The organism is Phytopseudomonas punonensis (assembly GCF_900142655.1).
GTDB lineage: Bacteria > Pseudomonadota > Gammaproteobacteria > Pseudomonadales > Pseudomonadaceae > Aquipseudomonas > Aquipseudomonas punonensis.
On the sequence record NZ_FRBQ01000001.1, the window covers coordinates 722,763 to 734,628 of the forward strand.

The following is an 11,866-nucleotide window of genomic DNA, read 5'->3' on the forward strand; positions in this document are numbered from 1 at the left end:
TCAGTCAGCCGTAGCTGGAATCAGTCTTTCTCGAGCGCCCACAGGTCGACTTCGAGGCTTTCGAAGCGCTCGCGCAGCAGAGTGTGCGCGTCATTGACCGCTCGGTTGTAGTAATGCGGGGCGATATCGCGGCCGAACAATTCGAGTAGCTCCAGCACCTCGAACGAACCCAGTTCCAGCTCGAAACGCTCGCTCAGAAAGCGCTGCAACTTGTGCACCGCATCGCTTTCCTGCTCGGGCGTGAGCGTGAGAATCGGGCTCTTGAGCCTGGCCATTTACCAGCGGCCATCCCAGGCAGCGAAGTTCTGCAGCAATTGCAGGCCGTGGGTGTGGCTCTTCTCGGGGTGAAACTGCACGGCAAAGCGCGAACCGTCGGCTAGCGCTGCGGCGAAATCCTTACCGTAATGACCACGGCCAACGACCTGCTGAGGCTTGCCAGCTTCGATGTAATAACTGTGCACGAAGTAGAAGCGCGCCTGATCCGGAATGCTGTGCCACAGCGGGTGATTGACCGCCTGGCTCACCTCATTCCAGCCCATATGGGGGACTTTCAGCGGCTCGCCGTCTTCAACCATGCCCTTACCGAAGAAACGTACTTGGCCGGGGAACAGGCCGATGCAATCGACGCCGTCGTTCTCTTCGCTGCGCTCGAGCAGCGCTTGCATGCCCACACAGATGCCTAGGAACGGACGATCCTGGCTGACTTCACGCACCAGCTCATCAAAACCCAAGCGGCGAATCTCGGCCATGCAATCGCGGATCGCACCGACGCCGGGAAACACCACGCGGTCGGCTTCACGGATTACCTGAGCGTCGCTGGTCACCAGTACGCGCCCGGCCCCCACGTGCTCCAGCGCCTTGGCCACCGAGTGCAGGTTACCCATGCCGTAATCGATGACGGCTACCGTCTGCATCAGAGAACGCCCTTGGTCGATGGCATCTGCCCGGCCATGCGCGGGTCGAGCTCGACGGCCATGCGCAGCGCACGACCGAAGGCCTTGAACACGGTTTCGATCTGGTGATGGGTGTTCACACCACGCAGGTTGTCGATGTGCAGGCTAACCTGAGCGTGGTTGACGAAGCCCTGGAAGAATTCCTGGAACAGGTCGACATCGAAGCCGCCAACCACCGCACGGGTGAACGGCACGTGCATCTGCAAGCCTGGGCGACCGGAGAAGTCGATCACCACGCGTGACAGCGCTTCATCCAGCGGCACGTAGGAATGGCCGTAACGGGTCATGCCTTTCTTGTCGCCAACAGCCTCTGCGAACGCCTTGCCGAGAGTGATACCGACGTCTTCGACGGTGTGGTGATCATCGATGTGCAGGTCGCCCTTGCAGAAGATGTCCAGGTCGATCAGACCATGGCGGGCGATCTGATCGAGCATGTGCTCGAAGAACGGCACGCCGGTATCGAAGGTGGCCTTGCCGCTGCCATCCAGATTGATCGAGACCTTGATCTGGGTCTCCAGGGTGTTGCGCTCGACGGATGCCGTACGTTCGGCCATCACCTGCTCCACAAAATCGTTGGGCGAAAGGGCGAGCATTATAGGCTGATAAGCAGCGAACCGATAAAGCCATCCGGCAAAAATGGCGCGAAGGCGCACGCTGCACCACAACGCAGTAAGACGCTCGCCTCTATAGAGCTAAATCGCAGGCATAAAAAATCCCGCTGACGCACGAGGCGTCAGCGGGATTTTCAAGACGTCATACTGTTACTGGAACAGTACGGCAGTCTTCTGCAGGGTAATCCAAACACCCCACGCCAGCGGCAGACCAACGGCAAGCCAGGCAGCGATCACCAGCGGTTTGCTCGACGGATCGGCAGCCCACTCCAGCTCGGCAGTGGACGGCTTGGATTTCTCACCATGGGCACGCTCGGCGGCCAGCTCTGCTTCGGTCATGAAGTACTTGGGATCCACAGGGCGGACCAGCAGGTTGCAGATGAAGCCCAGCACCAGCAGGCCAGCGAGGATGTACAGAGTGATGTCGTAAGCGGCAGCGCGTTGAACGCCAATGCTCAGCTGATACTCACGCAGGTAGTTCACCAGTACCGGGCCCAGCACGCCAGCGAAGGCCCAGGCTGTCAGCAGGCGACCGTGGATCGCGCCAACCATCTGAGTACCGAACAGGTCAGCCAGGTAGGCCGGAACGGTTGCGAAACCGCCGCCGTACATCGACAGGATCAGGCAGAAGGCGAACACGAACAGCGCGATGCTGCCCAGGTGACCAGTCCACGGAACCAGCGCGTACAGGGTGAAACCCAGCGCGAAGAACACGAAGTAGGTCGCTTTACGGCCGATCAGGTCGGAGAACGATGCCCAGAAGAAGCGGCCACCGATGTTGAACAGGCTAAGCAGACCGGTGAAGCCGGCAGCGATCGCAGCGATCTGCATCAATTGATCTTTGCTCAGCTCACCGAAGGGCACGTTCACGCCGATCAGCTTGCCACCGAACACTTCCTGCAGCATTGGCGAAGCCATGCCGATGATGCCGATACCAGCCGATACGTTCAGGCACAGCACGGCCCAGACCAGCCAGAACTGCGGGGTTTTCCACGCAGTGTTCACGTGTACGTGGCCCTGGGTGATCATGGCGTTGCTGGCCTTGGCTGCCGGAGCAACCCAGCCAGCCGGTTTCCAGCCAGTTGGCGGAACGCGGTAAGCCAGCGCACCGCCGACCATGAAGATGAAGTAGATCACCGCCATGACCACGAAGCTCTGCCATACACCGACATCAGTTTCGCTGGAGAAGTGGCCCATCAGTGCTGCAGCCAGCGGAGCACCGACCATCGCGCCGCCACCGAAGCCCATGATGGCCATACCGGTCGCCATACCGCGCTTGTCCGGGAACCACTTGATCAGCGTCGATACTGGGGAAATGTAGCCCAGGCCCAGACCGATACCACCGATTACACCGGAACCGACCCACATCAGCCAGATCTGGTGGGTATAGATACCCAGCGCGGAGATCAGCAGACCACCACACCAGCACACGGCCGAAACCAGACCCGCTTTACGCGGACCTGCGTGCTCCAGCCAGCCGCCCCATACAGCAGCCGCGCACCCCAGGAACACGAAGAACAGGGTGTAGATCCAACCCAGCATGGAGATCTGCCAGTCGCAGTTGCTGGCGAAGATCTGTTCGAAGAAACCAATGTCAGCCGCACATGCCACTGGCGCGGTGATACCAATGGCCTTGGACAACGGCAGCCAAAATACGGAGAAACCGTAGGCCATGCCGATGCACAGGTGGATGGCGAGAGCAGCTGGCGGAACCAGCCAGCGGTTGAAACCGGGCTTAGCGATGATGCGCTCCTTGGACAGGAATGCAGGCGTCGCCGAAGCACCGTTTTGCACGGTGGCGTCAGTCATGTTTTCTTCTCTGATTAGGTTGGCAAACAGGTAATTACTGGCGAAACCTCGATAGAAGCATCGCCAAACAACAAGTAAGTACGGGAGAGTCCATTCGTTCTAGCTGGTCGCTAGCTCCCCGTGGCATTGTGTCACATCGCCATGGTCGCTTTGCAACTACCCAAGCGATAGTTTTGCGGCTCTACAGCACCTTTCTGGGTATTGATTTGGGCTTTAATCGACAGCCGGTAGAAAACCGGCGCCAAAATACACGCTTACCGATCACCCGACACGGCGCAACAGTACCGAGCACGAGTGACAGTTCGATTGCCAAAGGCAGGCATAGCAAGATCAACACCTGCGCCACAGCATAGCCGACCCTCGGTTTCGCACCGACATTAACTGCCCTGCCTCACGCATGAGTACCGCTGTATCGGGCACGTGGGGTAAATCTGCAAGATTGGATGCCGCAAATCTCGGCTAATGATGGTCTATCAGCACGAGCGAGGCAGCTCGACTCGCCGCCAACGGCCGCGAACCAGACCACACGCATCTGCCACAGCCTTTAACCGTGGCTGCGCCGTGGGCGTTATACTCGCGGATTAATATTTCTCGTCACTGCATAGGACTCGTCCATGAAAGCGCTCGGCAAAATCCTGGGTCTGTTCTTCCTCGGACTAATGCTGATCATCGTGGCGTTGGGCTTTGCCCTGACTCACCTCTTCGATCCCAACGATTACAAAGATGAAATCCGCCAGCTGGCGCGGGACAAGGCCAACCTTGAGTTGACCCTCAACGGCGACATTGGCTGGAGCCTGTTCCCCTGGCTGGGCCTGGAGCTAACCGACGCCACGCTGGCCAGCGCCAGCACGCCGGACAAGCCATTCGCCAACCTGCGCTTGCTCGGCCTGTCGGTGCGTGTGCTGCCACTGCTGCGCAAGGAAGTGCAGATGAGCGACATCCGCGTCGATGGCCTGAACCTCGACCTGCAGCGCGACGAAAACGGCCACGGCAACTGGGAAGACGTCGGCCGACCGGCCGCCAAACCAGGCGAAACGCCGACCGAGCAGAGCGCTGCCAATGACGCATCGCAAGCATCAAGCGAGCCGGCCCAGGAAAGCGGCGGCCAGCCGATCAAGCTGGATATCGACAGCCTGATCGTCAATGGTGCCCGGGTGGACTACCGCGACGCCCAGAAGGGCCAGCAATTCAGCGCCGAAAGCATTCAACTCACCACCGGAGCAATCCGCGAAGGCGCCGGCGTGCCGATCAAGCTAAGCGCCTTCTTCGGCAGCAACAAGCCGGTGATGCGCGCGCGCACCGAACTGCAGGGCGAACTGCGCTTCGACCGCGCCCTCAAGCGCTACCAGCTCGAAGATGCACGCCTGTCCGGCGAGGCATCCGGCGAACCGTTCAATGGACAGACCCTGACCTACGCTGCACAGGGCCAACTGCTGGTCGACCTGGCCGCGCAGGTTGCCGAGTGGAACGGCCTCAAGCTGTCTGCCAACCAGCTGCGTGCCCTGGGCGAACTGAAGGTTCGCGACCTGCAGAGCGAGCCGAAACTGTCTGGCGGCTTGTCCGTGGCGCAGGTCAACCTGCGTGAGTTTCTCGCCAGCCTGGGTCAGAAGCTGCCACCGATGAGCGACGAGAAAACCCTGGCGCAATTCGAGCTGGTCACCCAGCTGGGCGGCACCGCCAACAGCCTGTCGCTGGACGAGCTGACCCTCAAGCTCGATGACAGCACCTTTACCGGCAAGATCGCCGTGGCCGATTTCGCCAAGCAGGCGCTGCGCGTGCAGCTCAAGGGCGACAAACTCGACCTCGACCGCTACCTGCCACCTGCCAGCAAGGACAAGAAGGACAAGAAGGACGCCGACTCGGCGCGCAAGGCCGAGGTACGTGAAACCGTCGCCAATGCCGGCCAGGCGGGTACCACGCCGGTGCCCAACGCACCGACCCAGCACGCCTGGAGTTCCAGCGAGGTGCTGCCGATCCCGACCCTGCGCAAGCTCGATCTGCAGACCAACCTGACGCTTGAGCAAATGACCCTGCAAAAGCAGGCGCTCAGCAACGTCAGCCTCAAGGCTCGCAGTCAGGGCGGCGCGCTGAACCTGGAAGAGCTGCGCGGCAACCTCGGTAACGGCAGCTTCGCCATCAAGGCTGACGCCGATGTCCGCCCCGCCGTACCGGTACTCAGCCTGCACACCCAGCTGAGCGACATGCCGGTCGAACCCTTCCTCAAGGACGAACAACGCCCCTCGCCGCTCAAGGGCCTGCTCGACCTGAACAGTGATCTGACCACCAGCGGCAACAGCCAGAAAGCCTGGGTCGACGCCCTCAACGGCACCGCCAGCTTCATGCTCAAGGATGGCGTACTGGTCGACGCCAACCTGGAGCAGCAACTTTGCCGTGGCATCTCCACCCTCAACCGCAAGCAGTTGAGCAGCGAACCGCGTAGCAAGGACACACCGTTCGAACGCCTGCAGGGCAGCCTAAGCATCCGCAACGGCGTAGCCAGCAACCCCGATCTGCAGGCGCGCATCCCTGGCCTGAGCGTAGCCGGCGAAGGCGACCTGGACCTGCGCGTACTGGGCCTGGACTACCGCGTCGGCATCACCATCGAAGGCGACCAGCGCGAAATGCCGGACCCGGCTTGCGAGGTCAACCAGCGCTACGTCGGCATCGCCTGGCCGCTACACTGCCGCGGCCCACTGGAGCTCGGCGCCAAGGCCTGCCGCCTGGATCAGGAAGGCATGGGCAAGGTCGCCGCCAAACTGGCCGGCGACCGCATCAACGAGAAACTCGAAGAGAAGCTTGGCGACAAAGTCAGCCCGGAACTCAAAGATGCACTCAAGGGCCTGTTCAAGCGATGACCCCCGAGCAATTCTCCAGCGCCGTACTGCGCTGGTACGACGCACACGGTCGCAAGGATCTGCCCTGGCAGCAGAACATCACGCCCTACCGCGTGTGGGTCTCGGAAATCATGCTGCAGCAGACCCAGGTCAGCACCGTGCTCGGCTACTTCGACCGCTTTATGACCGCGTTGCCCACCGTGCGCGACCTGGCCGAAGCGCCGGAAGACGAAGTGCTGCATCTATGGACAGGCCTGGGTTACTACACCCGTGCCCGCAACCTGCAGAAGACTGCACAGATCGTCATGCGCGAGCACGGCGGCGAGTTTCCGCGCAGCGTCGAAGCACTCACCGAACTGCCCGGCATCGGCCGCTCCACCGCCGGCGCCATCGCCAGCCTGAGCATGGGCCTGCGTGCGCCGATTCTCGACGGCAACGTCAAGCGCGTACTGGCCCGTTTCGTCGCCCAGGAAGGCTATCCGGGCGAGCCCAAGGTGGCCAAGCAGCTGTGGGCGGTGGCCGAGCGTTTCCTGCCCGAGGAGCGGGTCAACCATTACACCCAGGCGATGATGGATCTTGGCGCCACGCTCTGTACGCGCAGCAAACCCACCTGCCTGCTCTGCCCGGTGCAGAGCGGCTGTGAGGCGCACTTGCTCGGCCTGGAGATTCGCTACCCGGTCGCCAAGCCGCGCAAGGAACTGCCGCAGAAACGCACCCTGATGCCGATGCTGGCCAGCCGCGACGGCGCCGTACTGCTCTACCGGCGGCCTTCAACCGGTCTCTGGGGCGGCCTGTGGAGCCTGCCGGAGCTCGACGACCTCGATGCCCTGAGCGGGCTCGCCGACCAGCACCAGCTGCGCCTCGGCGAACGTCGCCAACTCGACGGTCTGACTCACACCTTCAGCCACTTCCAGCTGACCATCGACCCCTGGCTGATAGAGGTCGACGGCGTACCCGGCTTCGTGGCCGAGGCCGACTGGCTCTGGTATAACCTCGCCACCCCGCCGCGCCTGGGCCTCGCCGCCCCGGTCAAGAAGCTGCTCAAACGCGCGGCCGACGCACTGCATACAGGAGAAATGGCATGACCCGCACCGTGATGTGCCGCAAGCACAAACAGGAACTCCCCGGCCTCGACCGCGCGCCCTACCCTGGCGCCAAGGGCGAAGACATCTTCCAGAACGTCTCCAAGCAAGCCTGGGATGAGTGGCAGAAGCACCAGACCCTGCTGATCAACGAGCGTCGCCTGAACATGATGAACGCCGAAGACCGCAAATTCCTGCAGGCCGAGATGGACAAGTTCCTGTCCGGCGAAGACTACGCCCAGGCCGAAGGCTACGTGCCGCCCAGCGAATAAGGCCTGAAGACGTAAGCGCCCGGAATATTTAAATATTTTCCAAAAAAGGTTTGACACCCCAAGGCTAAAACCGTTTAATACGCGCCGTTGCCCAGGTAGCTCAGTCGGTAGAGCAGGGGATTGAAAATCCCCGTGTCGGCGGTTCGATTCCGTCCCTGGGCACCACCTTCTACTCAGGTGGTGCATGCACCATCCGAGAATTAAAGAACCGGCCTAGCGCCGGTTTTTTAATGCCTGCAATTTATCCCCTCCCCTGGCGCTTCAAGGCTGGAGCCGCGCGCATGAGCATTCGCCTGATCGGATTGTTGGTGCTCCTGCTGACGCTGCCATTGCTGGGCAATGCTGCCAACACGCCTTGCTCGGGTAGCAAGGGCGGTATCGCGCGCTGCGATGGCCCGCTGTTTGTTTGTAATGACGGTTCCATCAGTGGCAGCAAGCGCAACTGCAGCGCCGAACGCTCGGGCGCAGGCAGCAGAACGCTGCGCGCCACCGGCGAGGCTACGGGTGACTGCCCCTGTGGCAGCGGCACGCTATGCACAGGCTCGCGAGGCGGCCAGTACTGCATGACCAGCAGCGGCAACAAAAGCTACAGCCGTAAATAGACCAGGGCCACCTGACGGATACGCTGAACGCCCATCCTCTCCCCACACTCAACATGGTATTGCCCGCGCAGACAGTGCAGGCCTCATGCAACCGGAGCCAGCCATGCACCTCAATATCGCGTTGAATGCCGCCAACGATCCAAAGCAGCCACCGGTAGAGCCAAACGAGATACCGATCAACGATCCGGGTAACGAGGATCCTGGCTCTATCGTCGATGATCCAGATAGCCCGTTCAGCCCGCAGCGTCCGATCGAGGAGCCGGGCAAGCCTCGTCCGGAGAAGCGCTGAATGACCCGTAGCCTGGGTTGAGCGAAGCGATACCCAGGTTCGTATTCCATATGGCGGGGCGCACGTGCTCGTTGGGATGCTTGATGGGTTACGGCGCTTTAATATGCGCGACGGACATCAGATCGGGTAGCGCCTCCACCCATCCTACGTGCTGACCATGCCAGCGACGGCGTTCCCATCATCGTTCGCGCGCATGGCGCGCTCCCACAAGTGTCCGGTGTCGATAGCTGTTTCAGCTTAGGGCCGTTTAGCCGGGCTGAGCGAAGCGATGCCCCGGGCTCTTACTTACGCCTTCACCTATCTGGAGTTAGCGGCCGTGGGAGCAGGCTATGCCCGCGAGATTATGGGCATGGCCTGGTTGGGCATGAACGGACATCTGCTGGTCAATCAAGCAGATGGGCGATCTGCGTGCTCAAGGTTTCCAAGGTGAAGGGCTTACTCAGCAGCGGCGCCGAGTCGAGCAAGGCGCTGCCGGTTTCGCGCACTTCGGCGGGGTGGCCGCTGATGAAGATCACCTTGAGGTCCGGGCGCAGCAGCAGGGCTGGTTCGGCGATGCGCACGCCGGAGACGCCGCCGGGCAGACGGAAGTCGGTAATCAATAGATCCAGATGCGGCTTGGTGGCGAGGATGGCGAAGGCATCGGTGGCGCAGTCGGCCTGCAGCACGTGGTAGCCCTCGCCCTGCAGGTATTCGGCCAGCAGCATGAGCAGTAGCGGGTCGTCCTCGACAATCAGTACGGTGCGTGTCACATCATTCATTGCCCTGCTCCTGCCTATTTCTGCTCCTTCGCTTCGACCCTCTGCGCCGGGCGAGTTCAACCTATCTCCACGCGCTTGCCGCGCGGCAGCCAGACGCTGAACAGCGAGCCCTGCCCCAGGCTGCTCTGCACTTCGATACGCCCGCCATGGGCCTTGACGATCTGGTCGGAGATGAACAGACCAAGCCCCAAGCCAGCGACCGATTCGCTGCTCACCGCACGCTCGAACTGCTGGAAGATGCGCCGCTGGTTCTCCATGGAAATACCGATGCCGTGGTCACGTACTTCGACACGCACGCCGTCTTCTGCGGAACGGGCACGCACTTCGATGGGGCGGCCCGAACCGTAGCGCAGGGCGTTGCTGAGCAGGTTGCTGATTACCTGTTCGATACGGAACTGATCCCAGCTGCCACGCAGCACTTCATCGCTGTCCAGCTGCAGATCGCAGCCGGCGACGGCCATCTGCTGGGCGAAGTTCTCGGCGACGTTGCGCACGGTCTGCGCCAGGTCGAACTCCACCGGACGAATCGACAATTTGCCGGTGCGGATGCGCGACACGTCGAGCATGTCTTCAATGAGGCGGATGAGACTGTGAATCTGCCGCTCGTCGCGGTCGAACATGGCACCAAGTTTGTCTTCGCTGAACGCGGTGAGGTTGCCCTTGGCCAGGTGCATCTTGCGCAGTTGAGTGTCGAGAATCAGCCCATTGAGCGGCGTGCGCAGCTCGTGGGAGACGATGGACATGAAGTCATCACGCATGCGCACGGCGTGCTGCAGCTCGCCCTGAGTGGAGCGCAGTTCGGCGAGCAAGGCATCCTGTTCCTGACGCGCGCGCTCGAGCGCTTCGAGCTGCTGGGCCATGACCTTGCGCTGACGATAGAGGTCGACGAAAACCGCCACCTTGCTCTGCACCGCTTGTATATCCAGCGGCTTATAGAGAAAGTCCACGGCGCCGCTCTCATAGCCCTTGAACGCGTAGTTCATCTCGCGGCCGGCAGCACTGACGAACACGATGGGGATGTGCTTGGTCTTCTCGGTACCGCGCATCAGCTCGGCGAGTTCGAAGCCGTTCATGCCGGGCATCTGCACGTCGAGAATGGCCAGGGCGAACTCGTGCTCGAGCAGCAACACCAGCGCGTCATCAGCGCACTGAGCCTTGAACACCTCGCGATCATCACGGCGGATCAACGCCTCGAGTGCCAGTAAGTTCTCCGGCAGATCATCGACGATCAGTAGTTTGCATCCGGTGCTACTCAACATGGGCGTGAGTCCAGTTCGGCTAGCAATGCGAGGATGCCCCGCAAAGTAAGAATGTAATCGGGTTGGTGCAGCGCCAGAGCCGCTTCAGGCATGGTCGCAACCTGCGCCTCTTGCGGATCCTGCACCACGGTCACACCGCCCCGCTGTTTTATTGTGTACAGCCCGGCAGCGCCATCCTGATTGGCACCTGTCAGCAATATGCCCATGACCTTTGCACCATAGGCATCGGCCGCTGACTCGAACAGATAATCGATCGAGGGCCGGGAAAAATGCACCGGCTCCTCACGACTGTAGGAAAAACTGCGGTCCGCCTCGATGCACAGGTGGTAACCGGGCGCGGCAAAATACAGCGTGCCCGGCTGCAGCGCTTCCTTGTCCTGCGCTTCCTTGACCCGTAGCGCCAGGCGCCGGGCGAACAGATCCGCCAACAGACTTTCGCGGCCATCCGGCAGGTGCAGCACCACCACCAGCGGTAAACCGTAGCCTGCCGGCAGCCCTTCGAACAGGGCGAGCAGCGCTTCCACGCCACCGGCCGAGGCGCCGACCACGACGAGCTCGGGTTTACGGACAGGCATGTTCATAACTTGCGAAACACCCGTTCCTGCCGATTCAACGCCTCGAAGCGCCCGGCATAGGCCGAGAAATCGAGACTCTCCTTGCTACCCAGGCCGAGAAAGCCGCGATGCCCGAGGGACTCGTGGAACAGCCCAAAAGCGCGATCCTGCAGGTTCTTGTTGAAGTAGATCAAAACATTGCGACAGGAGATGAACTGGGTTTCCGAGAACACGCTGTCGGTCGCCAGGCTGTGATCGGCGAAGGTCACGTTGGCACACAGAAAGCGCTCGAACAGCGCGCCGTCGTAGGCGGCCGTGTAGTAATCGGAAAGCGAGCCCTTGCCGCCGGAGCGCTGATAGTTCTCGCTGTACAGGCGCATGTTGTCGATCGGGAAGATGCCGCGCTTGGCCTTGTTCAGCGAGTGCGGATTGATGTCGGTGGCATAGATGATCGAGCGCTCCAGAAGGCCTTCCTCGTGCAGCAGGATGGCCAGCGAATACACCTCCTCCCCCGTGCTGCAGCCGGCCACCCACAATTTGAGCGACGGATAGGTACGCAGGAACGGCACCACCTCCTGGCGCAATGCCAGGAAGTAGCTCGGGTCGCGGAACATCTCACTGACCGGGATGGTGAGGAACTGCAGCAACTGCATGAACGCCGCCGGGTCGTGGATGATCCGCGCCTGCAGCTCTGAGATGCTCGCGCAGTCGAACTGCCGCATGGCGTGCACGATCCGGCGCTTCAGCGAAGAGCCGGAGTAGTCGCGAAAGTCGTAGCTGTACTGCAGGTAGATCGCTTCGATCAGCAGGCGCAGCTCGATATCCTGCGTGCGGTCGGACATC

The 11,866-nt window shown here is 61.4% G+C and carries 13 protein-coding genes and 1 tRNA gene; 6 read left to right on the forward strand and 8 right to left on the reverse strand.

The features are described 5' to 3' along the window. Positions 1-20 precede the first annotated feature (20 nt). The 4 genes from BUC40_RS03230 to BUC40_RS03245 form a co-directional block, all read right to left on the reverse strand. On the reverse strand, positions 21-275 hold the full coding sequence (locus BUC40_RS03230) for a DUF2164 domain-containing protein (RefSeq protein ID WP_073262546.1): 255 nt from the start codon (positions 273-275) through the stop codon (positions 21-23). Then, complete coding sequence (gene hisH, locus BUC40_RS03235; RefSeq protein WP_073262548.1) at positions 276-914, reverse strand: imidazole glycerol phosphate synthase subunit HisH; 639 nt, start codon at positions 912-914, stop codon at positions 276-278. Beyond that, the gene (gene hisB / locus BUC40_RS03240; RefSeq protein ID WP_073263855.1) at positions 914-1,507 is read right to left on the reverse strand and encodes an imidazoleglycerol-phosphate dehydratase HisB; all 594 of its coding nucleotides are present in this window, start codon (positions 1,505-1,507) and stop codon (positions 914-916) included. Before hisB ends, hisH begins: the two co-directional genes overlap by 1 nt. Positions 1,508-1,714: 207 nt before the next feature. Beyond that, positions 1,715-3,373 carry an OFA family MFS transporter gene (locus BUC40_RS03245; protein WP_073262550.1) on the reverse strand — a complete coding sequence of 553 codons (1,659 nt, stop codon included), beginning with the start codon at positions 3,371-3,373 and terminating at the stop codon, positions 1,715-1,717. Between the two features lie 614 nt (positions 3,374-3,987). Here BUC40_RS03245 and BUC40_RS03250 point away from each other — a divergent pair. The 6 genes from BUC40_RS03250 (at position 3,988) to BUC40_RS03275 (ending at position 8,452) form a co-directional block, all read left to right on the forward strand. Continuing rightward, the gene (locus BUC40_RS03250) at positions 3,988-6,228 is read left to right on the forward strand and encodes an AsmA family protein (protein ID WP_073262551.1); all 2,241 of its coding nucleotides are present in this window, start codon (positions 3,988-3,990) and stop codon (positions 6,226-6,228) included. Next, positions 6,225-7,292, forward strand: a complete 1,068-nt coding sequence (mutY, locus tag BUC40_RS03255) for an A/G-specific adenine glycosylase (protein WP_073262553.1) — start codon at positions 6,225-6,227, stop codon at positions 7,290-7,292. The genes BUC40_RS03250 and mutY overlap by 4 nt, the downstream gene beginning before the upstream one ends. Beyond that, positions 7,289-7,561: an oxidative damage protection protein gene (locus tag BUC40_RS03260; RefSeq protein WP_073262556.1), complete on the forward strand. Its 273-nt coding sequence runs from the start codon at positions 7,289-7,291 to the stop codon at positions 7,559-7,561. Before mutY ends, BUC40_RS03260 begins: the two co-directional genes overlap by 4 nt. An 89-nt stretch (positions 7,562-7,650) precedes the next feature. After that, a tRNA-Phe gene (locus BUC40_RS03265) sits at positions 7,651-7,726 on the forward strand. Positions 7,727-7,842: 116 nt separating this feature from the next. Next, a complete protein-coding gene (locus BUC40_RS03270) occupies positions 7,843-8,163 on the forward strand; it encodes a YdcA family protein (protein WP_073262558.1) in 321 nt (106 codons plus the stop codon). A 103-nt stretch (positions 8,164-8,266) separates the two neighbouring features. Then, a complete protein-coding gene (locus BUC40_RS03275; protein ID WP_073262560.1) occupies positions 8,267-8,452 on the forward strand; it encodes a hypothetical protein in 186 nt (61 codons plus the stop codon). A gap of 383 nt (positions 8,453-8,835) precedes the next feature. Here BUC40_RS03275 and BUC40_RS03280 read toward each other — a convergent pair whose 3' ends face one another. The 4 genes from BUC40_RS03280 to BUC40_RS03295 are packed head-to-tail and all read right to left on the reverse strand — an operon-like array spanning position 8,836 to position 11,865. Beyond that, on the reverse strand, positions 8,836-9,210 hold the full coding sequence (locus tag BUC40_RS03280) for a response regulator (protein ID WP_073262562.1): 375 nt from the start codon (positions 9,208-9,210) through the stop codon (positions 8,836-8,838). Between the two features lie 56 nt (positions 9,211-9,266). Beyond that, the gene (locus tag BUC40_RS03285) at positions 9,267-10,469 is read right to left on the reverse strand and encodes a hybrid sensor histidine kinase/response regulator (protein WP_073262564.1); all 1,203 of its coding nucleotides are present in this window, start codon (positions 10,467-10,469) and stop codon (positions 9,267-9,269) included. Further along, complete coding sequence (locus BUC40_RS03290) at positions 10,463-11,044, reverse strand: chemotaxis protein CheB (protein WP_244160596.1); 582 nt, start codon at positions 11,042-11,044, stop codon at positions 10,463-10,465. The genes BUC40_RS03285 and BUC40_RS03290 overlap by 7 nt, the downstream gene beginning before the upstream one ends. A gap of 2 nt (positions 11,045-11,046) precedes the next feature. Further along, positions 11,047-11,865, reverse strand: coding sequence for a CheR family methyltransferase (locus BUC40_RS03295; protein WP_073262568.1), 819 nt, complete (start codon positions 11,863-11,865; stop codon positions 11,047-11,049). Position 11,866: the final 1 nt, after the last annotated feature.